Raw genomic sequence first — 22,232 nt, 5'->3', positions numbered from 1 at the left:
AACCAGCTGGCCCAAGCCAACAGGCCCAGCCCGCCTGGACCCTGCGCAGTCAGGTTTGGGGCCGTGGGTGGCTTGGCCGGGAAACCGGGCCGGGCGCACAGTTTTTGTTCCATTCGTTTTGTAGAGAAAGAGAAAAGTACCGTGAACGCAACCAGCAATCTCCCCGTGACCCTTGCAGATGTAGAACAGGCACGGGAGTTGTTGGCGGAGATTATTGCCGTGACACCCATTGAGAGTTCCCGGGCGCTGGGCAGAATGACCGACTCGGAAGTGTACTTCAAGTGCGAGAACCTGCAGCGGGCGGGGTCGTTCAAGGTTCGCGGCGCGTACGTGCGGATGGCCAAGCTGTCCGCAGAAGAACGCGCACGCGGTGTGGTGGCGGCCTCGGCAGGCAACCACGCCCAGGGCGTGGCGGTGGCCGCGAAGGCGCTGGGCATCAAGGCGCGGATCTACATGCCGATGGGTGTGGCGCTGCCGAAACTTGCGGCCACCCGCGGCCACGGCGCCGAAGTGGTGCTGCGTGGAAACAACGTGGACGAGTCCCTGGCCGAAGCCGAGCGTTACGCCAACGAGACGGGGGCCGTGTTTGTGCACCCGTTCAACAATGTTGACGTCGTTGCCGGGCAGGGCACCATTGGGCTGGAGATCCTGGACCAGGTGCCCAACGTTGACACCATCATCATGGGTGTTGGCGGCGGCGGGCTGCTGGCAGGGGTGTCGGTGGCCGTGAAGGCGCGCGCCAAGGAGCTTGGCCGCGAGATCCGGGTCATCGGGGTGCAGGCCGAGAACGCTGCGGCGTACCCGCCGTCGCTGGCCGCGGATGCGCTGGTGCCGTTGAAGAAGGTTTCAACGATGGCCGACGGCATTGCCGTGGGCCGTCCCGGGCAGCTGCCGTTTTCCATCATCCGTGAGCTTGTCGACGACGTCGTCACCGTCAGCGAGGACTCCCTGGCCCGGGCGCTGATCTTCCTGCTCGAACGCTCCAAGATGGTTGTGGAGCCGGCGGGTGCCGTGGGCGTGGCTGCGCTCATGGAGGGAAAGATTGAAAATCCCGGCACCACAGTGGTCGTCCTCTCGGGCGGCAACATCGACCCGATGCTCCTGCTCAAGGTCATCCAGCGCGGGCTTGCCGCCGCCGGCCGGTTCATGACGGTGCGCATGATGCTCAATGACAGGCCCGGCTCGCTGGCGACGATCTCACGCATCATCGCCGAAAATGACGCCAACGTCACCGGCGTGGACCACACCCGCGTGGGCGGCTCCATCTCCATGGGCGATGTCTCGATCACAGTGAACCTGGAAACCAAGGGGCACGAACACTGCGAACTGGTGTTGACGGCGTTGCGGTCCGAGGGTTTCCAGCCGATCGTCGTGCACTAACCCCAATAATCAGCCGGCGCCTTAAACAACGAGGGTCTCCCGGGCTGGACCGTGGTGGTCGAGTCCGGGAGACCCAGGTTGTGCGGTGTGGCAGCCCTTAGAGGTTCTGGTACGGCTTCGCCGAGACAATGACCACGTCAATGGTGCGCCCGTTGGGTGCAAGGTAGTCCAGCTTGTCGCCGACCTTCTTGCCCATGATGGCTTCGCCCAGTGCTGAACGCTCACTGAAAACTTCCAGGTCGCCCGCACCAACTTCGCGGCTGCCCAGCAGAAAAGTGGTCTCATCGCCGGCAATCGTGGCGACAACCACCATGCCCTGTTCGACGACGCCGTCGTCAGCCGGTGCTTCGCCAACGCGGGCGCTGCGCAGCATTTCGCTGAGCTGGCGGATGCGGGCTTCGATCTTGCCCTGCTCATCCTTGGCAGCATGGTAGCCGCCGTTTTCCTTCAAGTCGCCTTCTTGGCGAGCCTGTTCAATCTTGCTGACAATCTCAGCACGGCCGGGGCCGGAGAGCTGTGTGAGTTCAGCTTGCAGGCGGTCAAAGGCTTCCTGGGTGAGCCATGCTGAGGGCGCACTGTTGGTGGTAGGCACGTAGTTCTCCTTGAATGTACAAAAGCAAAGGCCCCGCAGCAGGCCATCCACTGAAAGCTCAGGCGTGTGCACGAAAGCAAAATGCACAATCCACGCGCTGAAAATCCAAGGGTTGGCCAAGCGGGGCAGATGGTAATAGAGACCACTTTAGTCAATAAGGCGGAGAAACCCAAGAACTGGGTGGCGGGTGTTACAACTACTTCACGATCCAGCAGTATTCAACCACTCCGGTGACGGCCGGTGAATCCGTTCGAATGTCTCCGCGGACTACTGTCGTGTGGCCATTTTCGGACCCGGCGTCCTTGCCGTTGGGGCCGATGGTGATGACGTTCCAGCCCACCACCGCGTAGGCGTCGTTCATGGCCTTGAGCGCACATTCGGCCGTGTCGGCTGGGGCCTTGGTCACTGCCAGGTCCACAGTCGTCATGGTGTCGTCAACCACGTTGTAGCTGACAATTTTTTGCGAGACTCCCGTGTTTCCGCCAATGGTCACCCAGAGAACCCACGTCAGGGCCAGCACAGCTGCGACAAGCAAGAGAATTTTTTGGGATTTTTTGGACACCCGCCGCTTGGGTGTGCCGTATCGATTGGCTAGGCTGGTAGCTGCTGGAGAATCAGAAGTTGTCACTGCATCCACTTGTGTCTGTTCCGCGGGTTGCCGCGGTCTGGCCGCCCCAATTGACGAGGCGTTGGACTAAGGCAAGTTTAGCGTTCATTTGGCACCCCGATTTTGCCCCGCCTTTCCCCGACCCGCAGTTCCACAAGAAATGAAGGTAGCCTCCGTGAACAACAACGAGCGTCCAGCAACGCAGCCGCTGCGTCTTTTGGCGGTTCATGCACACCCGGACGATGAGGCAAGCAAGGGTTCGGCAATGATGGCGTCGTATGCGGCGTCAGGAGTTGAGGTGATGGTTGCCACATGCACCGGCGGGGAACGCGGCGACATCCAGAACCCCTCCCTGATGGGCGACCCCCACTCGGGCCGTGACATGGGAGGTGCACGCCGGCTTGAAATGGCGGCGGCTGCCAAGATCATCGGCATCCAGCACCAGTGGTTGGGATTCACCGACTCCGGCCTGCCGGAAGGCGACCCGCTGCCGGACCTGCCCGCAAACTGCTTTGCCCTGAAACCGCTGGAGATTGCCGCCGCCCCGCTGGTCCGGCTGGTGCGCCGCTTCAAGCCGCACGTGATCGTTTCCTATGACGAGAACGGCGGGTACCCGCACCCGGACCACATCATGGCGCACAAGGTTGCCGTGGAGGCGTTCAGGGCCGCCGGAAACCCCGAGCTGTACCCGGGCACCGGGGATGCGTGGGAGCCTGCCAAGCTGTACTACGACCTGGCGTTCAACCCGCAGCGCTTCCGTGCCCTGCACTTCGCGTTGCAGGAGGCCGGCCTGAACTCGCCCTACGCCGAGCGCCTGGCCGCCTGGCTGGAGGCCGACACCGAGGGACACACGCCGCCGGTCAGCGCGCATCCGACCACCACGCAGATTGACTGCGGCGACTATTTTGAGACCCGCGACGACGCCCTGCGCGCCCATGCAACGCAGGTTGACCCCGACGGGTTCTTCTTCGCCGTGAGCCCGCAAATGCAGCGGAAAGTGTGGCCCTGGGAGGACTATTCGCTGATCGAATCACGCGTTCCCACTGCCGAGCCCGAGAACGACCTGTTTGCTGGCCTACGATAGACAGTGGACGTTTTCCGGCAGGCACCGAGCCTGTCGGGGATGAAACGAAAGACGAATTGTGCACTCACTGATTTTGCTTGCCGCCACCGACCCCGCCATCCCCACCCAGCCGGGCCTGCGCCCGGGCCTGACCGAGGATCAAATCACCCCCGGCTTGCTGGGCTTCATCATCACCTTCGCCATTGTGGTGGTCATGTTCTTCCTCATCCGCGACATGACCAAGCGCATTCGCCGCGTCCGCTACCGGGACCAGGTTGAGGAAAACCGCAGGGGCGGTTCACACGGCCCCGCGACAGAGCACATGGGCATTCCCATCAGGGGGGACGACGACGGCACTTCAGTTCCGGCCCGGACACCCGAGCACGGTTCGGGTGAAGCGCCGCAAGAAGGATCCGCTGATGCATCCGATCCGGACAAAAAGTAGAGTTCTGCGATGAACCGGCTGGCAGGTGAACCTAGCGCTTACCTTCGCCAGCATGCGCAAAACCCGGTGGACTGGCAGCCGTTTGACGCTGCCGCCTTTGCCGAATCGGTGGCACGTGACGCACCCATTTTTCTGTCGGTGGGGTATGCCGCCTGCCATTGGTGCCATGTCATGGCCGGGGAGTCCTTTGAGGATCCCGCTGTAGCCGCCTATCTCAACGAACACTTTGTCTCCATCAAGGTTGACCGTGAGGAACGCCCCGACGTGGACGACGCCTACATGGCGGCAACCCAGGCCCTCAGCGGCGAGGGCGGCTGGCCCATGAGCGTCTTCCTGACCCCTGGCGGCAAGGCATTTTACGCCGGCACGTATTTCCCTCCCGTTCCCGGGCCCGGACGCCCCGCCTTCACCCAGGTCCTTGCCGCCGTCCACGAGGCCTGGACGGAACGCCGGGACCAGGTTGAGAAGACGGCTGACTCCCTGGCCGAGACCCTGGCGCAGCCACTGTGGCAGGTGCGTGCATCGGCGGGCCCAACGGCGCAGGCACCCTCCGCCGTCGAGCTTCAACCGGGGCAGGGAAACAACTGGCAGGAGCCGGTGGAACTCGCTGTCGCCGCGATGCTGCGGGCCGAGGATCCGGTGCATGGCGGATTGGGGCAGGCACCGAAGTTCCCGCCCACGCCGGGGCTAGAGTTCCTGCTGCGGCACGCCGCCATGTCCACGTCCGCCGAGGCCGTTGGCTCCGGGCAGGCGGCTGGTTTGGCGGGCCGGACGATGGGCGCGATGGTCCGCTCTGCACTGTTTGACCGGCTGGGCGGCGGATTTGCCCGCTACTCGGTCACGGCCGACTGGTCTGAACCGCACTACGAGAAAATGCTGTACGACAACGCCGGGCTGCTGCGCGTGCTCGTCCACTGGATCCGGCTGGCCGGGGACACTCCCCAGGATCCGGCCGACGGCGGTCCCGTGCCGCTGGGTGCCGCCGAGGCAAGGGACGCCGTGTCTGCGACCGTTGGCTGGCTCATGGCGGAGATGCGGCTGCCGGGCGGGGCGTTCGCGTCGTCGCTGGACGCCGACACCGTCGTTGACGGCGTGCACCATGAGGGTGCCAGCTATAAGTGGACGGCCGTCGACCTTGCAGCGGCCGCCCGTGACACCCCGGCATCCGGGGCGGGGGCCGCCGGGGCCGCCGGGGCCGCCGGGGCTGCCGGGGCTGCCGAGCTGGCTGCGGCTGTGGCCCGCACGATGGGGCTGCCCGGGGGTGCCGAAACCGGAGCTGAAACTGGAACCGGCGGGGGTGCCGGCGCGGAGGAGGCCCGCCCGTTTCATCCGGGCCGGGCCCTGACCCGGGAAGAACAAGAGCAGTGGGAGCGAATCAAGCCCGCCCTGCTGGCTGCGCGGGCCGGACGGGTCATGCCCGCCAGGGATGACAAGGTGGTGGCGGCCTGGAACGGCATGCTCATGTCGGCGCTTGCTGAAGCAGCCATGGTGCTGGAGGAGCCGGACTGGCTGGCGGCCGCCGTCGAACTTGGCGAATATTTGCGCTCGGTGCACTGGGACGGGACGCTGCACAGGGTGTCCCATGCAGGCCGGGCGCGCGGCATCAAGGGCCTGCTGGAGGATTACGCGGCCTGCGCCAACGGCTGTCTGAGCTTGTATGCGGCCACCGGGGACGCCCGCTGGTTCACGTTTGCCGGGGAACTTGTCCAGGCCATGGAGAAGGAGTTCATTGCCGACGGCGTGGTCTTGAACCGGGGTGCCGGGGACGGTGCGGACGGGGCCGTGCCTGGTTCGCGCGCCGCCGATCCCTTCGACAACGCAACGGCAAGCGGCGTGGCCATGATGGCGGAGGCCTTCATCGCGTGGTCTGCCTATACGGGTTCCGGGCGCCACCGGGCCATGGCGTCGGAGATGCTGGCCAGTGTTCCGGAACTCGCCCGGCGGGCTCCGCGCTCGGCCGGCGGACTGCTCGGTGCTGCGCTGGCGATGGATTCGGGCCCCTTGGAAGTTGCTGTTGTTGGACCCGCCGGGGAGGAACGGGACGCGCTGGTGCACCAGGCGTGGTGCTCGGCAAAACCGGGCCTCGTTGTGGCGGTGTGGGACGGCGTTGGGGTTGCACCTGTGCCGCTGCTTGAAGGGCGGTCGCTGGCTCGTCGCTCCGACGCCTCCGTGGCGCCGTTGGCCTATGCCTGCCGGAACATGGTGTGTGCCCGCCCCGTTGACGGTGTGCCGGAATTGCGGCAATTGTTGCGCTGATTGTGTCACTGCTTACCCTGCAATACGCAAACTATCGGTTAGATTGATCAGATACACCTCTCCGTCCGGGGATTTGTGGGGGAATTCCGGAAGGAAATCAAGCATGAGAGTTTTGCGCCGAATAGTTTTTCCAATCCTGTGGTTGTTGCTCTTCGGCATCATCGCCGCAGCACTGGTCAAAATGGCCTTCCTTGACGGTCTGAAAGACCAGGGTGAACAAATGGTTCCCGGTGCCAGCGTCCAGGCACCCGTCATTGAAACCTCCCGCGGCACCGTGACGAACACGGTGGAGCTGACGGGGGCCGTGCAAAGTGACGCCGCCGTGCCCGTCCGGTCAACCGCCGTGGGAAAAGTTGTGTACTTCTTCGCGGAAGAAGGCACCCAGGTTGCTGCCGGGGACAAGCTGTTCCAGATCCGCGCCGAAGTTCCCCCGGATCCCACCGCCGTCGTGCCGGAGCAAACCTCCGACGACGGCGAGGATGAACCGGCCACACCAGCCGCGCCCCCTGCCCCGGTCTACAGCTACACCGATGTGCTCGCACCGGCCACCGGCACGCTCGACACCCTGACGGTGCTGCAGGACCAGGAAGTCAGCGTCGGCGAGAACGCCGGAACCGTCGCCCCGGGCAGCTTTTCCATCACCGGTTCCCTGACCACGGCACAGCAGTTCCGCCTGTTGGGCAAGCCCGCCACGGCCACGGGAACCGTCACGAACGGCCCGGCACCATTCGCCTGCCAAAACGTGCAGCTCAGCAACAAGGACACCGCCGCCGACAGTGGCCAGAACCCTGCTCCCGGCATGGGCGCCGCGGGCACCGGCATGGGCGCCGCGGGCACCGTGGCACAGGGCGAAGGATCCGGGCAGGTCAGCTGTGCCGTGCCGGCCGACGTGACTGTCTTCCCGGGACTCGGCGCCACCATCACCCTTGTTGCGGGGGAATCCCCGAACGTGCTGACCCTGCCGCTGACGGCGGTGAAAGGCAGCGTCCAGAACGGTCTCGTCTGGCTTCCCTCGGCAGACGGGGCAGGGGTGCCCGAGGAGCGCAAGGTGGTCCTTGGCCTGAACGACGGCGAGCAGGTCGAGATTGTCGAGGGCCTCGCCGAGGGTGATGCGGTGCTTGAATTCGTGCCCGGCGTGGATGCCGTACTGCCTGAGGGCCAGATGCCCGGCCGCGGCATGATCGGCGGCTGACCATGACTGGCATAATTCCTGAAAACAGGGAGGGCGAGGCGGACGGCGCAAACCCGCCCCTGGTCGACCTGGACAACGTCACCCGCACCGTTCTGCTGCCGGATGATGAACAACTGCACATCCTGCGCGGCATCGACCTGCAAATCCGGGTGGGAGACCACACCGCGATCGTTGGCCGCTCCGGCTGCGGCAAGTCAACACTGTTGAACATCCTGGGCGTGCTGGATTCCCCCAGCACCGGGACCATGCACTTTGAGGGCACGCCCGTGGCGAAGCTGCGCAACAATGCACGCGCCAAGCTGCGCGGCTCCAGCATCGGCTTCGTGTTTCAGCAGTTCAACCTGCTCCCGGGCCGCAGCGCCCTGGAGAACGTCATGACACCGCTCATGTACGGCACCGGCAGGGAGTTCTGGCGCCGCAGCACGATCGCCATGGACATGCTGGACCGGGTGGGCCTTGCCGCCCGCGCGAGCACCCAGCCGCACATGCTTTCCGGCGGCGAGCAGCAGCGCGTGGCCATTGCCCGCGCCCTCGTCCGGCGGCCGCGGCTGATCCTGGCCGACGAACCCACCGGAGCCCTCGACGTGGAAACCGGGCAGGCCGTCATGGACCTGCTCGACACCATTGCCACCGAATCCGGCGCCGCCCTGGTGACCATCACTCACGACCACAACGTTGCGGCGCGTGCCCGCACCCGCTACCGGCTGGACGCGGGCGTGCTCACAGCCACCGACGGCGCCCTGACCGACCCGGCGCTTGCGGGGGTTGGCGCATGACGGCGTTCATCTCCACCATGGTGGAGGCGTGGTCCGAACTGCGCATCCACAAGACCCGCGTGCTGCTGGCCCTCGTGGGCGTTGCCCTTTCCGTGGCCGTGCTGACCACAGTGGTGGGCGTCGGCAACCTCGCCCGGGAAGGCATGCGCCTCGACTCCGAGCGCAACGGCGGCCGCGAGGCCACCTTGTCCGTGTCCATTTTCCCTCGCGGCGGTGAGATGGGCAGCGACTTTTCCGCGGCTGATCGGGTCCTTGACGCCACGGTGGAGCGCTTCGGCTTCACCCACGCCTCGCGCGTCACCCAGATGCAGGGCCGCTTCCAGTTCCCCAACGGTGTGCAGTCGGTGGAGCTGATGGCGGTGGACCCCTCCTATGGTGACATCACCAGGGTGGACGTCTCCCAAGGTGCGTGGTTTGCACCTGACGACGCCGACCGGCTGGCTCCCGCCGTCGTCGTCAATGAAGCGTTTTACACCGCTGCGGGACGACCCAGCCTCACCACGGACCCGCAGGTCACAGCTCTCGGCGTGGCCGGCGCCACCGCTGTCATGATCGGCGTCATGCCCAACAGGTACCCGGAGGAGATGCCGCGGGCGTTCATGCTCACCGGGGCAGCGGCCGACGCTGGCATGAGCGGTGATCCGAACGGCGGAGGTTTTGGGCGGGAGCTGCGAATTTGGGTTCCGCCGGAGATGGCCGATGAACTGACATCGGTGCTGCAGGCCGACATGGCCCAGGCGATGCCGGAGTTCGATGTGGGCGTGTACCGCAGCGACTACGCGGCCTACGGCGACCCGTTCGCCATGGTCCAGCTCATGGTTTCAGGCATTGCGGCGCTGATTCTGCTGCTGGGGGCCGTGGGGCTGCTGAACATCTCCATGGTCACCGTCAGGTACAGGGTGCGTGAGATCGGCATCCGGCGCAGTTTCGGGGCCACCTCGGGAAGGATTTTCACCGGCGTCATGATGGAGTCGGTGGTGGCCACCACGGTTGCGGGCGCGCTTGGCGTCATGCTGGCGGTGGCGGTTGTGAAGAACCCGTGGGTGGAATCAAAGGTGGCGCCGGGGTTGCTGGCTTATCCGTCGTTCCCGCTGGAGGCTGCGCTGCTGGGCCTGGGCTCGGCAGTGCTGGTGGGTGCCCTCGCGGGCGCCATTCCGGCGCTCGTGGCCATCCGCGTCAAGGTCATCGACGCGATCCGCTTCTAGCCGCCTTCTTCCTCCCTTCGGACGCTCCTGCACATACAGGCGTGTTTTCCCCGACGCTCCTGCACTTAATGGGGTGTTTTGGCGGACGCTCCTGCAGCTGAGGCGATGTCGCAGCTTGGCCGGCCTGCCGGACAACAAAATGCTTGACCGCGGCTGGTCTTGGCTCGTCGAGAGGCTGTCCAAGGCAAATATCAGCGTGAAGCTGCTTGGGTGTCTTCCTTTGGAGCCGGCCAGGGAAGCGGGGCTCCCAATACGCGCAAGGTGACTGAGCCGTCGGCAGGTTCCACTATGCCAAGATCCTGGAAGCCCCACGTGCGGTACATTGCGTAAGCTGCGTCGGCCTGGCCATAGACGCCCAAGACCACATGAGTTTCCGGTCTGTCTGCCAGCAACTTGCGCACGCATTCCTTGGCGATGCCTCGGCCGCGAAGCTCCGCGGAAACAGCAAGTTCCTGAATAACCACCAGATTTTCCGGCGGAGTGGCCATGGCCTGGTTTTGACCGGCGGGCCCAGTTGTTTCCGCCAGGATCTTTTGCCATGGCTGGTCGTCAACAATTCCATGGGAAAGTGCGATGCCCGCGACCACTCCGGCCACGTAGGCAACTACAAGCCGACCACCCCGCTGCGCCAGTTGTTCCGGGCCCCAACTGGCAATGGAGTCCAGCTCGACCGGATCCTCGAAGTAGGGGGCAGCAGAGAACGCAGCAGTGAAAAGAGATGTCACATCAGCCCAAACTTCGGGCGGCGCAACGTCCTCGAAAGTTTTGAATTGAGGTGCTGCGTGTGGAGTGGTTTGGGGCATCTGACGAGCTTATGGCGGCTGTGCCGCCTGCCCAAGTGTTAAGTGAGCGTGGCAGATAATGGCGTGGACATACGGGCACTGTGTGGAGATGCCGGAGCGCCAAGGCAGGCGCCCCGCTTGCTGCCGGAGCGTCGCGTGGGGTCTTTTCCAAGAAGGCATCCACGCCCTGGACGGCGATGTTGGCCTGCGCCGCGGCGATGAGCTTGCCGAAGCACCCGGGCTCTCTGCACGGGGCATCTTTGGGCGGGGGCCTGCTCACCTGCCCGACGTTGCTGTGGCTCACTCCGACAGTCCACCGACGATAAGCGGGAACGGCCTTCGTTTCTGCGCGGTCCAGGACCCGCTCGTGCACCCGGGCGGCGGGACGTGAGGGCGTCTGCCAAAATTGAGGCGCCCTTCCGGAATAGAATGACGGACTTCTCCGGTTGTGGAAGGCAGAGCGAGAGGTGCCTGACCTTGGTACCCGCCCAGACACCACTGAGGAGCATTATCATGAGCACCATCAGTATCATCGGATCGGGCAACATGGCCACCGCCATCGGCACCCGGGCAGCCAAGCACGGCCACACCGTTGAGATTTTGGGTCGCAAAGCCGCCAAGGCTCAGGCGCTCGCCGACCAGATCGGCAATGGAGCCACCGTCGGCACGTTCGGCGCAAAGCCGGCGGGTGACATCGTCATCATGGCCGTCCTATATGCCGGTGTGGTTGATGCGGTCACGAACTACGGTGATGCGCTGGCCGGCAAAATCCTCGTCGACATCTCCAATCCGTTCAATGCCGACGCCAGTGGGCTCGTGACCACCAGTTCGGCTGCGCAGGAGATCGCGGCTGTCGCTCCCGAGGGCGCGCATGTCGTGAAGGCACTGAACACGATCTTCGGCCACGTTCTTTCGAAGGGCACGCCGCTGGACGCGTTCATCGCGGGCGACAGCGCTGAGGCGAAGTCGACTGTCGCGGCGTTCCTTGAGAGCTTGGAACTGCGGGCCCTCGACGCAGGTGGGCTGCAGGCGGCCCCAATCCTCGAGTCGGCCGGCCTCTTGCTGATGGGGCTGGCGCGCAATGGCGCCGGCTTCGACCTCGCCCTGGGCGCCGAGGTTCGGTAAAGGTTCCGCTTCCTGGGCGTCAGCATTCCTGGCTGGCCCATCCTCACCACGTCCTTGACAAGGCGAGATGGCAAGGGTGCAGTCGTCACTGGTGGGACCGGCCATTCCGGTTCGTGCATCGTCCCCGTATTCATCGCCGCCCCAGCCGACGTTGGCACATCAACGCATGTGCCTTGGGCTATAGCCGGATCTCTAGTGCCGCGGGTGCGTCATTCGGCCGCTGGCGCCCCATGGGATTCTTGCCTGGCCAAGTGTCACTTGAACGTGGGGCTGCTTGGGGTGCGCTGCTGTCCACGAAAGCGTCTGGGAATGTGGACTACATGGTTAATTCCAGCACTTCGCGGCTCCGGAGACATGGAGTAGAACATATTGGGCCAGGCTGCCGGGCTGCCTCAACGTCGAGATGCAGGATGATGCGATTTTTGCATTCGAAACAGCAGCTGATGCTGCTCTGGCACCGAAATTAGTGCATCAGCTGCTGTTTGGATCCAGGGTGGGGTTGGAAAGCGCTTGGAAAGTGCATCAGCTGCTGTTTCGATCCAGGGTGGGGGCGGTCAGCCGAACACCACCAGCACGACGGCCAAAAAGTGTGTCGCGAACGCAGCCACCGTGAGGGCATGGAACAGTTCGTGGAACCCAAAATGGCGGTGGCTGAAGTTAGGTTTCTTAATGCCGTAGATGACCGCCCCGGCAATGTACATGGCGCCGCCCAAACAAATCAAGAGCGTCGGCACCACACCGGCAGCCCAGAATTCGGGCAGGAAGAACAACGCCGTGATGCCCAGCAGCACGTAAATGGGGACGTAGAGCCAGCGGGGAGCACCCACCCATAAAACCCGGAACAAGACGCCGGCCAGGGCCCCGATCCAAATCATCCACAGCAGCAGGGTGGCTGTGGGGCGCGGCAGCATCAGGTAGGACAGTGGCGTATAGGAACCGGCGATGACAAGCATGATGTTGCTGTGGTCAAGGCGTTTGAGCGTGGCCCGGGCCGTGGGGGACCAGTTGCCCCGATGATATAGCGCACTCGTACCAAAAAGAAGCACGCCGGTGGCCACGTAGACGGCGGAGGTGACCTTGGCCTGGATGCTGGGAGCAAGTGCCACCAGCACAATGCCGGCAATCAAGACCAGCGGTGCAGTTCCGGCGTGCAGCCAGCCCCGCCAGGATGGTTTCAACTCGGCGCCGGGAGGGGTGTTCATGGGGAAAGCATAACGCAGCGGACCGTAAGCTACCGGTGGGTAACGACTCCTTTCCGGCTGCTTGGCGAGATTTTGCGGACGGTGCGGGTAACCTAGAGCTAGCAAGATTCGCAGGCCGCAGGGCCGTTATTTGTAAAGGTCCGGTGCACTGGTATGCGGCTGTCCACCGGGTCTGTGCGGATGCCAAAGCTGTTGTACAACTTTTACGAGCGCCGGCTGGCCAGGTCCCTTGACCTCAGCAGCGTCCCGGCGCACATCGGCGTCATGGTTGACGGCAACCGCCGCTGGGCCAAGCAGTTCAACGCGCCAACCAGCCAGGGGCACCAGGCCGGTGCGGACAAGATTCTGGAATTTTTGGGCTGGTGCCAGGACCTGGGCATCAAGGTTGTCACCTTGTACATGCTCTCCACCGACAACATGAGCCGCTCGCCCGAAGAGCTTGACGAGCTCATGGGCATCATCGCCAACACCCTTGACCTGCTCGACGCCGACGCCGACATCAGCGTCCACGCCATGGGCGCCCCGGAACTCCTGCCGGACTACCTGGCCGCCCGGCTGTCCTCGCTGACGGCGCGCGTTCCGGCCAAGGAGCGCATTCACGTCAACATGGCCATCGGCTATGGCGGCCGCCGTGAAATTGTCGACGCCGTCCGCGAACTCCTGCACGACGCCGACGCAGCGGAGCGCACCATGGCCGAGGTTGCCGACAGCCTGACAGTCGATGACATCTCCAAGTTCCTGTACACCCGCGGCCAGCCCGACCCGGACCTGGTCATCCGCACCTCCGGCGAGCAGCGCCTCTCAGGATTTCTGATGTGGCAGAGCGCCTACAGCGAGTTTTACTTTTGCGAGGCGCTCTGGCCGGCCTTCCGCAAGATCGACTTCCTGCGCGCCCTGCGCGACTACGCCGGCCGCAGCCGCCGTTTTGGCAGTTAGCGCCCCGCCCGTTGCAAAGCCACCACCGCTCCGAAATGATCCTGGCCTCCGTCCTGGCAAGCGCCGCCGGATTTGTGGACGCCGTGGGTTTCATCCATCTGGGCGGATACTTCGTCTCGTTCATGAGCGGCAACTCCACCCGCGGCGGGACGGCGCTGGCTGAAGGCAACTGGGCCGGCTTCATCCTCGCCTTCGGCATGGTGGGCGCGTTCCTGCTGGGGGTGGTGTCGGCCTCGATCCTGCGCCGGCTTGTCCCGGCACGCAAGCGGATGGCAGTCCTGCTGTACGTGACAGCGGCACTGGCATCCGCCGTCGTACTTTTTGACCTGGGCCTTGGCGGCTGGCTGGCCCCGGCCATGATGGCGCTGGCGATGGGTGCCGAGAACGTCATTTTTGAGCGGGACGGCGAGGTCAGCATCGGCCTGACCTACATGACAGGCACGCTCGTGAAAATGGGCCAGCACATTGCCAATGCGTTGACCGGAGGCGAGAAATGGCTGTGGCGCAGGTATGCGGTGCTGTGGATTTCGCTGACGACGGGGTCGATTCTTGGCGGGCTGGCGTACCTGGCGCTGAACTTGAATGCGTTGTGGATTGCGGTGGCGGTGCTGGTGCTGGCGGTCATTTTCAACAACTATGTGCGCAAAAGCCCGCCCCGCCCGCCGGCTGTCCGTGTCGAGCTCTGACAAGTCCAGCGTTCGGCCAACGGTTACCCAACGTTCATTTGCCGCCGTGGCGTGGCGCCGCCGGAGTGCGGAATAGCGGCGTAGCTTAGGCATAACGGAGGGCAACTCCGCCCGACGTACCGATTGGAATCCGGACGCCTTGACGGTCCGGAGGGCTGGAGTAGACGTGGTTGAAACCATGAACCTTGAGCAGCATGCACAAAGTCCGCACACGGCGGCGAAATTGCGCACCTACATCATTGACACCTCTGTTCTGCTGTCGGATCCGCGGGCCATCACCCGCTTTGCCGAACATCAGGTGGTTGTGCCGATCGTGGTCGTTTCGGAGCTTGAGGGCAAGCGCCACGACCCGGAGCTGGGCTACTTCGCCCGTGCGGCGCTGCGCCTGCTCGACGAGCTGCGTGAACTCCATGGCGGGCTGTCGTCCCCCGTTCCCCTGGGGCACGACGGCGGGACGTTCCGTGTGGAGCTCAACCACGTTTCGCTGGAGGTGCTTCCGGCGGGCATGCGCGCGGCGGACAACGATTCGCGGATCCTGGCAGTTGCCAAGAACCTCGCCAATGAAGGCCACGACGTCACAGTGGTGTCCAAGGATGTGCCGATGCGGGTCAAGGCCTCGGCGATGGGACTGGCTGCGGATGAATACCGCAATGAACTCGTGCCGGACTCGGGCTGGACGGGGGTGGGTGAGGTTGATGCAACCGAAGCCGAAATAACTGCCCTGTACAACCACGAGCCGGTGCCCATTCCCGACGCTGCCGCCATGCCCGTCAACACCTCGCTTGTCATCACCAGCAACAGGGGTTCGGCCCTTGGCCGGGTTGGCTCCGACCAGCAGGTCCGCCTGGTGCGCGGCGACAGGGAAGTCTTTGGACTGCACGGACGGTCGGCCGAACAGCGGCTGGCGCTGGACCTGCTCCTGGATCCGGAAGTCGGCATCGTGTCCCTTGGCGGCCGGGCCGGAACGGGCAAGAGCGCGCTGGCCCTGTGTGCCGGCCTGGAGGCTGTCCTGGAACGCAACGAGCACCGCAAGGTGGTGGTGTTTCGGCCGCTTTACGCGGTGGGCGGCCAGGAGCTCGGGTACCTGCCGGGCTCCGAAAGCGAGAAGATGAACCCGTGGGCCCAGGCCGTCTTTGACACACTGGGTTCGGTGGTTTCGGAAAACCTCATGGACGAAATCATGGCCCGGGGCATGCTGGAGGTGCTTCCGCTGACCCACATCCGCGGTCGCTCGCTGCACGACTCGTTCGTCATTGTGGATGAGGCGCAGTCGCTGGAGAAGAACGTGCTGCTCACAGTCATGAGCCGCATCGGCCAGCGCTCCAAGATCGTGCTCACCCACGACGTCGCCCAGCGCGACAACCTCCGGGTTGGCAGGCACGACGGCGTTGCAGCAGTAGTGGAAACACTGAAGGGGCACCCGCTCTTTGGACACGTGACGCTCACCCGCTCGGAGCGCTCACCCATTGCCGCGCTGGTGACTGAAATGCTGGAGCGCGCAGAGGTCTAGCCAGTCCTCCCGACACCCCAAAAAAGTTCGGTGTGGCAGTTGTTGGACTCGTCCAACAACTGCCACACCGATGTTGCGGGGGAGGGGTCAGGCGTTCGGGCCCAGGTCCCACGGGATGTGTGCCCGAACGTCCGTCAGGCCCATGCTCACCTCTTCAAAGAGATCATCAAGCATGTACTCGTCAATGCCGAGAAGCACCATCCAGTGCCCGGCCCCCGCCGTTTCCCCGTCCAGCGACTGCGACGCAACGCAAATTCCTGTGTCCAGGTCGATCCGGACGGCAGTGCGTCCCGGAAACAACAACGGGGCGTCGGCAAAGAGCGGGTGATAGCTCGAGTTCGGTGTCAGCACGGCCTCGACAGCGGCCCGGCCATGGTGGGAGACCGTAGCGATGTCCTCGATCTCGGCCACATTGGCAAAGGGCGCCTCCAGCGGTACCGGGCGTTCACCTGCAAGTTCCACCGGGTCAAGTGCTGCGGCGGCCCTGCCGGAGCCATAGGCTGGCTCGCCATAGCGCGCCTCGGGGCGGCGCACAACAAACCCGGCATCGTCCTTGACGGGATTGACAAGCGATGGCTGCAGCAGCCACGGTTTGCGGTTGCCGCTGATGAACAGGGAGTCCCTTGACTCATTGATCTTGGTGGTGCTGGCCAGCAGTTTTCCGTCCTGGGTCTCAACGCGCAAGGCTCCCGGGCGGCGGACCCAGCAGTTCAAGGTCAAGGCGGGGTCGGTGCCCGGCGCCGCGGCTTCCGCAGCAACGCCCGCATTGCCTGGCACCCAACTGTTGCCGGCGCCGCCGTCGGCCGTGTTGGGAAATTTTCGGTGCAGCTCAAAGCGCACGGTCTGCCAACGCCATGGAGACGATCGGCAGATGTGTCGAAAAGTATCGGCAGTGTAAGGGGAGGCGCTCATATCCACAGCTTAGCCCCGGGCCCGCCAAATGGACCCCGCCGGGACGGACCATGGCGTAGCATCGCGCTATGGTCACTCGGCTGACGGACATCTCGGCACACAGCACAGCGGCGTTCCTGTGTGCCCTGGCCGCGTGCCTGTATCTGCTGTGGCTCGCAGTGCGGCTGAGCATTGTCGATATTCGCACCCACACCCTGCCCAACAGGCTTGTGGTTCCGGCCTACCCGATTGCAGGGGTGCTGTTGCTGGCGGCAGCGTTCCTGGCCGGAATGCCGCACCTTGCGGTCTCCGCGCTCGGCGGCGCCGTGGCCATGGCGGCTGTCTACTGGGTGTTGTGGGCCGTTTATCCGGCAGGGATGGGCTTTGGGGACGTAAAACTGTCGGGCGTTTTGGGCTTGTTTTTGGGTTTTCTCGGCTGGCAGCACATTGTTCTTGGCATGGTGGCTGGATTCGTTGCCGGCGGGTTGTGGGGGATTGTGCTCATCGCCAGCCGCCGTGGCACGGCAAAGTCGACCATCCCGTTTGGCCCGGCCATGCTGCTCGGGGCGTTGGCAGTCATGGCGATCGTCCCTGCGGGCTGAACCCGCCCGGGGCTACTGCGCGGCGACGCTGTAGCGGTGTTCGGGCCGTCCCGTGGTGCCGTAGCGCAGGGAGATGGCGACTGCGCCGTTGTCGGCCAGGGCAGACAGGTAACGCTGGGCGGTGGTCCGGGAAATGCCGACAGCCTCGGCAACGTCTGCAGTGGACTGGTCCCCGCGGCCGGCGAGTGCGGCCAGGACGGCAGCCTCGGTGGCCGAACCGGATTTTTGCCCCGCAGCCGCCGACGTCGGATGCAGCGCCTGCCAGGCAGTTTCCAGCCTGTCCTGCGCCAGGGTGCCGGTTTCCGCCAGCAGGCGGCGGTACCGGGCATAGCCGCGCAGGCGCGACTCCAGCAGCTCGGCCGAGAAGGGCTTGATCAGATAGGCCAGTGCGCCGCGGCGCAGCGCCTTGCGAATCGATTCGGGGTCGGAGGCGGCACTGAGCATCATCGCATCGACATCGATGCCGCCGAGTACGTCCAGCCCCGATGCGTCCGGCAGGTAGACGTCGAGCAGGACCAAATCAGGCTGCTCGGAGTGTATGGCCTTGAGCCCCTGCGCGGCAGTGGGGGCGGGCGGCAGTGCACGGAAACCCGGCACGGCGTCGACAAAGCCGGCATGCAGCCGCCCCACGTGAAAGTCATCCTCGACTATCAACACACTGAATTCGTTGCTCATGGTGTCTCCTTTGCAAGGGGTGCCAGCGCCACGACGCCGGGCAGCCTGGCGCAAACCACTGCGCCGTGGGAATTGGGTGCCCCGTCGTCGGCGACCCAGACGTCGCCACCCCTGCGGCGGGCCAGGTGCCTGACAAGGGCGAGCCCCACACCCTGGCCTGCTGCGGAGTCGGTCGTGCGTGGATCCTCCGGCGAGGTTGAATAACCGGGCGTGAAGATGAGCTCCCTGGTGTCAGGCATTCCGGTGCCGCCTGCCGGTAAGGCCAGGCCGTCACCCGAGTCGGCAACCACCAGGTGGAGGGTCCCGCCGTCGGGCGTGTGTTCATCCAGCAGTTCCACCTCAACCCACCTGTGGGACGACGTCCCCGCCACCGCGGCGGCAATGGCGTTGTCGAGGAGGTTGCCGAGGACGGCCGTCACGTCCTGGGGATCGGTGATGTGTCCGCGGATCAAGGTGTCAGCCCCGATCCGCACCTCAACGCCGCGTTCATGGGCTTCGATGCTCTTGGCGCCGATGAATGCCTCCAGATACGGGTCGCTGAGCCTGCCCAGATCCTGCGCCGGGTACTGCAGCGGGCCGTTGGACATGATCGCCCCGACATAGTCGCGCGCCTCCGCGGCCCGGTCGATGTCGAGCAGCCCGGCCACTGTGTGGAGGCGGTTGGCAAACTCGTGCCGCTGCGCCCGCAGGGCCGTGCCAAGGGCGTTGACGGCATCCAGCTGCCGCGTCAGCGCCTGGACCTCGGTCCGGTCCCTGGCCATGATGACAGTGCCCAGCGGGCGGGCGCCGTCACCGGATCGGCCGGGTGCCCCGGGCCTGCGGGCCTTGGCAAACTTGCTGCCGCCAAACCGCACGGAACGGGCCGTGACAATCACGACCCTGTCGCCCAGCACATGCTCGGATGGCCCATATTCGCCCTCCGCCCCGGCAACCGTGGCAGCGGTGGCGAGGAACTCCGGTAAGCCGCTTCCGGACAGGGGGACGCCGCTGAAGTTCACCGTGGCTCCGGGGGCCAGAAGCCTGCGCGCACCGTCGTTGAACACCGTGATGACGCCATTTTCGGACACGCCAATGACCCCCTCGTCAACGCCGCGCAGGACAGCTTCCTGGTCCTGCGCCAGCCCCGCGATTTCTTCCGGTTCGAGGCCAAGGGTGAGCCGCCTGAGCCGCGCGCCCGTCAGGGCGGAGGCAAGGGCCCCAAGTGCCAGGGACGATACTGCTATGAGTGCCACGGGCGCCACGTTCCGGAGCATGCCGGCAACTATGTCGTCGCTGGAGAAACCCACGCTGACCTCGCCCACCACGACAGCTTTCGCGCCGGCGGTGCCGGCGGTGCCCGGGGTGCCCGGGGTGCCCGGGGTGCCCGGGGCGTACACGGGGACCTTGGCCCGGGCCGAACGCCCCAGCGTGCCGTGTTCCTGCGACGTCTCCTCGCCGCCGGCCAGTGCGACCGAGGGGTCGGTTGAAACCTTTTCACCCAGCTGGGCTGGATTCGGGTGCGCAAGCCGCAGTCCGGCGTCGTCAGTCACGACGACGAACAACGCACCGGTGCGCTCCCTGGCCGACTCCGCGTTCTGCTGCACCGGACCGTTGGCAAGGTTTTCGGGTGTCAGCGTCGAGGCGGGTGCGGCGGCAAGGGCGGCTGTCTCCCGGCGGACATCCTCCGAGGACGCAACTGTCCGGGCCACGGCAAGTGCCCGGGCCTCGGCCTGCTGGCCCAGCCACCCGTACGTGAGGGCCGCGAAGGTGCCAGCGGTGATGAGCACGACGGCGGCCACAACTGCCAGCTGGACTAGGAGGACCCGGGTGGAGAACCGCAGCCGGGGCGTGGCGCGAGACGGTTTCAACAGATTCCTCCTTCGTGGTGAGTGATGGCTGCCCAGGGCAGGCCCCGCCAGCAGGGCCGTGCGAAGCAATGCTACGCGACGCACGGCCGGCTGGCGGGTTTTATGGGCTAAACGTGTTCAACGGGCACTACTTGGGTCAACTGGACTTAACCCTGCCCGTGATTCAAATCACTATAAGTTCAATCAAGCAGGTCACAAACGCGGCCCGGTACAAAGGAGTTCTTATGTTGGTCATCCTTGGCTTTGCCATGATAGCGGTCTTCATGACGCTGGTCATGACGAAGAAACTTACGCCCGTTGTGGCCCTGATCGTGGTCCCCACCATCTTCGGCTTGTTTGCCGGGGCCGGCCTGGGCCTGGGCGACATGGTCATGGACTCCATGAAGAGCCTGACGTCCACGGCCGCACTGCTCATGTTCGCGATCGTGTTCTTCGGCATGATGATCGACGTCGGCCTGTTCGACCCACTCGTGAAATTCATCCTTCGCACCCTGGGCAACGACCCCGCCAAGGTGGTTGTCGGCACCGCGGTGCTGGCCGCCGTCGTCTCCCTTGACGGCGACGGCTCCACAACCTTCATCCTGACCACCGCCGCGATGCTGCCGATCTACCTGCGCCTGGGGCTGAGCCCGGTGGTGCTGACCTGCGTGGCCGGCCTGGCCAACGGCACCATGAACATCCTGCCGTGGGGCGGCCCCACAGCCCGCGCAGCCGCCGCACTGAAGGTCTCGCCCAGCGAAGTATTCGTCCCCATGATCCCCTCGCTGATCGCCGGCATGATCGTCATCTTCCTGTTCGCCTGGCACCTGGGCATACGCGAACGACGCCGCCTGGCCCTGGCGGGACGCCTGTGGACCGGCGACGCCGCCGATGCCCAGGGTGGCGGTTCCGGCAGCAGCAATTCCAAGCACGACGGCGGCACCCCCGCCGCTGCGAACGCCGGCAGCTCAACGGCCGGCTCGGGCGGGACCGGGACGGCCGTGCTGACCGAGGTCAAGCCGCGCTCCGCCGCGCAGGAACGATTTGACGCACAGGTCCTGGCCGTTGCCAACGAGGATGCGGCAAGCGTCAACACCTCGCTGGCCGATTCGCAGCTGGACCCCAACCGGTCAACGCTGCGGCCCAAGCTGTTCTGGTTCAACCTTGCCCTGACAGTGGCCATCATGGTCACCCTTGTCGCTGACATCCTGCCACTGCCGTACGTGTTCATGGTTGGTTCGGCCGTGGCCTTGATTGTGAACTTCCCCAACGTCAAGGACCAGGCCCGGGCGCTTGTCTCGCACGCCGGCAGCATCGTTGCCGTGGTCTCCATGGTCATGGCGGCCGCAGTGCTCACCGGTGTACTGAGCGGCACGGGCATGGTCGATGCCATGGCCGCCTGGCTCGTCAGCGTCATCCCCACCTCCATGGGACCGTACATGGCAGTCATCACCGGATTGCTGAGCATCCCCATGACATTTTTCATGAGCAACGACGCCTTCTACTTCGGGGTCCTTCCCGTCCTCAGCGAAACCGCGGCACACTTCGGCATCGATCCGGCAGCCATGGCCCGAGCCTCCATCGCCGGCCAGCCGGTCCACATGCAGAGCCCGCTGGTTCCCGCCATCCTGCTGCTGGTCTCGCTGTCCAAGGTCGAACTTGGCGACCACCACAAAAAAGTTCTGTGGCGCGCCTTGGTGGTGTCGCTGGTCATGCTGACAGTGGGCATCCTCGTCGGCGTCATCCCCTGGGGCTGACAGCTGCATCCTCACACTCCCAACGACAACTGCGGCCCGGACAACTGTCCGGGCCGCAGTTGTCGTTGGGCATTAGGCTGAAGACATGGGATCACCGGAATTCATAACGAAGCTGCGCGAGAAGATCGGCCACGACCCGCTGTGGCTGCCGGGGGTGCGCGGCGTGGTGTTCGACGCGGCCGGGCGGGTGCTGCTCGGTGAACGCTCCGACACCGGCGGCTGGGCGCTGATCACGGGAATCCTGGAACCGGGGGAGGAAGCCGGCCCAGGGATGCTGCGGGAAATTTTCGAGGAAACCGCTGTTGTTGCCGCCATCGAGCACCTGATGGGCGTCGCCTCCGTGGGACCGGTGACCTTTCCCAACGGGGACGTGTGCGACTTCCTGAATGTGGAATTCATCTGCCGCCACATCAGCGGCACCGCCCGCGTGAACGACGACGAATCCCTCGCCGTCGGCTGGTTTGCCACGGACGAGCTGCCCCCGCTGCGCCCCGCCCACCTGGACTGCATCCAGCGCGCGCTCACGTTCGACGGCGAACCCCACTTCCAGCGCTAGCGCACGCATATTCGTTGGATCCCGGCATTGGGTGCGGTGTCCGGGGCAGTCGCGGGGCACTTCCCGCCCGTAAGCAGCCGAATTTGGCGCCTCCCACATTCCAAACTGCAGCTGATGCTGCGATTCCGGTGGGATCACAGCATCAGCTGCAGTTTCGATGTGAGTGGA

Annotated in this window: 21 protein-coding genes; 14 read left to right on the top strand and 7 right to left on the bottom strand. The window is 65.0% G+C overall.

Features of this window, described 5'->3' with window-relative positions:
- Positions 1-141: 141 nt before the first annotated feature.
- Complete coding sequence (gene ilvA / locus AC1L6K_RS17635) at positions 142-1,380, top strand: threonine ammonia-lyase (RefSeq protein ID WP_480950130.1); 1,239 nt, start codon at positions 142-144, stop codon at positions 1,378-1,380.
- A 97-nt stretch (positions 1,381-1,477) separates the two neighbouring features.
- On the opposite strand, the gene greA is transcribed toward ilvA, so the two are convergent.
- Complete coding sequence (gene greA / locus AC1L6K_RS17630) at positions 1,478-1,972, bottom strand: transcription elongation factor GreA (RefSeq protein WP_480950129.1); 495 nt, start codon at positions 1,970-1,972, stop codon at positions 1,478-1,480.
- Between the two features lie 196 nt (positions 1,973-2,168).
- Complete coding sequence (locus AC1L6K_RS17625; RefSeq protein WP_480950128.1) at positions 2,169-2,507, bottom strand: DUF4307 domain-containing protein; 339 nt, start codon at positions 2,505-2,507, stop codon at positions 2,169-2,171.
- Between the two features lie 232 nt (positions 2,508-2,739).
- Between AC1L6K_RS17625 and mca the strand changes: the two genes are divergently transcribed.
- The 6 genes from mca to AC1L6K_RS17595 all read left to right on the top strand — a co-directional run bounded on the left by mca (position 2,740) and on the right by AC1L6K_RS17595 (position 9,516).
- Positions 2,740-3,663, top strand: coding sequence for a mycothiol conjugate amidase Mca (gene mca / locus AC1L6K_RS17620; RefSeq protein ID WP_480950127.1), 924 nt, complete (start codon positions 2,740-2,742; stop codon positions 3,661-3,663).
- Positions 3,664-3,721: 58 nt separating this feature from the next.
- Positions 3,722-4,087 (top strand): hypothetical protein, encoded by a 366-nt coding sequence (locus AC1L6K_RS17615; protein WP_480950126.1) that lies wholly within the window; start codon positions 3,722-3,724, stop codon positions 4,085-4,087.
- A gap of 9 nt (positions 4,088-4,096) precedes the next feature.
- Positions 4,097-6,343 (top strand): thioredoxin domain-containing protein, encoded by a 2,247-nt coding sequence (locus AC1L6K_RS17610; RefSeq protein ID WP_480950125.1) that lies wholly within the window; start codon positions 4,097-4,099, stop codon positions 6,341-6,343.
- A gap of 103 nt (positions 6,344-6,446) precedes the next feature.
- Complete coding sequence (locus AC1L6K_RS17605; protein ID WP_480950124.1) at positions 6,447-7,535, top strand: permuted SH3 domain-containing protein; 1,089 nt, start codon at positions 6,447-6,449, stop codon at positions 7,533-7,535.
- 2 nt (positions 7,536-7,537) lie between these two features.
- Positions 7,538-8,311: an ABC transporter ATP-binding protein gene (locus tag AC1L6K_RS17600; RefSeq protein WP_480950123.1), complete on the top strand. Its 774-nt coding sequence runs from the start codon at positions 7,538-7,540 to the stop codon at positions 8,309-8,311.
- Complete coding sequence (locus tag AC1L6K_RS17595) at positions 8,308-9,516, top strand: ABC transporter permease (RefSeq protein ID WP_480950122.1); 1,209 nt, start codon at positions 8,308-8,310, stop codon at positions 9,514-9,516. The genes AC1L6K_RS17600 and AC1L6K_RS17595 overlap by 4 nt, the downstream gene beginning before the upstream one ends.
- Before the next feature lie 191 nt (positions 9,517-9,707).
- Here the strand turns inward: AC1L6K_RS17595 and AC1L6K_RS17590 are convergent, their stop codons facing one another.
- Complete coding sequence (locus AC1L6K_RS17590; RefSeq protein WP_480950121.1) at positions 9,708-10,319, bottom strand: GNAT family N-acetyltransferase; 612 nt, start codon at positions 10,317-10,319, stop codon at positions 9,708-9,710.
- A gap of 456 nt (positions 10,320-10,775) precedes the next feature.
- Between AC1L6K_RS17590 and AC1L6K_RS17585 the strand changes: the two genes are divergently transcribed.
- Positions 10,776-11,423, top strand: coding sequence for an NADPH-dependent F420 reductase (locus AC1L6K_RS17585; protein ID WP_480950120.1), 648 nt, complete (start codon positions 10,776-10,778; stop codon positions 11,421-11,423).
- Positions 11,424-11,977: 554 nt separating this feature from the next.
- On the opposite strand, the gene trhA is transcribed toward AC1L6K_RS17585, so the two are convergent.
- The gene (gene trhA, locus AC1L6K_RS17580) at positions 11,978-12,625 is read right to left on the bottom strand and encodes a PAQR family membrane homeostasis protein TrhA (RefSeq protein WP_480950119.1); all 648 of its coding nucleotides are present in this window, start codon (positions 12,623-12,625) and stop codon (positions 11,978-11,980) included.
- A gap of 180 nt (positions 12,626-12,805) precedes the next feature.
- On the opposite strand from trhA, the gene AC1L6K_RS17575 reads away from it, so the two are divergent.
- The 3 genes from AC1L6K_RS17575 to AC1L6K_RS17565 all read left to right on the top strand — a co-directional run bounded on the left by AC1L6K_RS17575 (position 12,806) and on the right by AC1L6K_RS17565 (position 15,757).
- On the top strand, positions 12,806-13,561 hold the full coding sequence (locus tag AC1L6K_RS17575; RefSeq protein ID WP_480950118.1) for an isoprenyl transferase: 756 nt from the start codon (positions 12,806-12,808) through the stop codon (positions 13,559-13,561).
- A gap of 35 nt (positions 13,562-13,596) precedes the next feature.
- A complete protein-coding gene (locus AC1L6K_RS17570; RefSeq protein ID WP_480950117.1) occupies positions 13,597-14,247 on the top strand; it encodes a YoaK family protein in 651 nt (216 codons plus the stop codon).
- Between the two features lie 178 nt (positions 14,248-14,425).
- Positions 14,426-15,757 carry a PhoH family protein gene (locus AC1L6K_RS17565; protein ID WP_480952817.1) on the top strand — a complete coding sequence of 444 codons (1,332 nt, stop codon included), beginning with the start codon at positions 14,426-14,428 and terminating at the stop codon, positions 15,755-15,757.
- An 87-nt stretch (positions 15,758-15,844) separates the two neighbouring features.
- On the opposite strand, the gene AC1L6K_RS17560 is transcribed toward AC1L6K_RS17565, so the two are convergent.
- Positions 15,845-16,669 carry a hypothetical protein gene (locus AC1L6K_RS17560; protein WP_480950116.1) on the bottom strand — a complete coding sequence of 275 codons (825 nt, stop codon included), beginning with the start codon at positions 16,667-16,669 and terminating at the stop codon, positions 15,845-15,847.
- A 68-nt stretch (positions 16,670-16,737) separates the two neighbouring features.
- Between AC1L6K_RS17560 and AC1L6K_RS17555 the strand changes: the two genes are divergently transcribed.
- The gene (locus AC1L6K_RS17555) at positions 16,738-17,250 is read left to right on the top strand and encodes a prepilin peptidase (protein WP_480950115.1); all 513 of its coding nucleotides are present in this window, start codon (positions 16,738-16,740) and stop codon (positions 17,248-17,250) included.
- 12 nt (positions 17,251-17,262) lie between these two features.
- On the opposite strand, the gene AC1L6K_RS17550 is transcribed toward AC1L6K_RS17555, so the two are convergent.
- Together AC1L6K_RS17550 and AC1L6K_RS17545 are read right to left on the bottom strand one after the other, a co-directional pair.
- The gene (locus tag AC1L6K_RS17550) at positions 17,263-17,925 is read right to left on the bottom strand and encodes a response regulator (RefSeq protein WP_480950114.1); all 663 of its coding nucleotides are present in this window, start codon (positions 17,923-17,925) and stop codon (positions 17,263-17,265) included.
- Positions 17,922-19,772: a sensor histidine kinase gene (locus AC1L6K_RS17545; RefSeq protein WP_480950113.1), complete on the bottom strand. Its 1,851-nt coding sequence runs from the start codon at positions 19,770-19,772 to the stop codon at positions 17,922-17,924. Before AC1L6K_RS17545 ends, AC1L6K_RS17550 begins: the two co-directional genes overlap by 4 nt.
- Positions 19,773-19,996: 224 nt before the next feature.
- Here AC1L6K_RS17545 and AC1L6K_RS17540 point away from each other — a divergent pair, with 224 nt between their 5' ends.
- A complete protein-coding gene (locus tag AC1L6K_RS17540) occupies positions 19,997-21,508 on the top strand; it encodes a CitMHS family transporter (protein ID WP_480950112.1) in 1,512 nt (503 codons plus the stop codon).
- Positions 21,509-21,593: 85 nt separating this feature from the next.
- Entirely contained in the window at positions 21,594-22,064 is a 471-nt protein-coding gene (locus tag AC1L6K_RS17535; protein ID WP_480950111.1) for an NUDIX hydrolase, read from the top strand.
- Positions 22,065-22,232: the final 168 nt, after the last annotated feature.

It is taken from the genome of Specibacter sp. BI4 (assembly GCF_056680095.1).
This window is presented reverse-complemented; position numbering and strand designations above follow the sequence as displayed.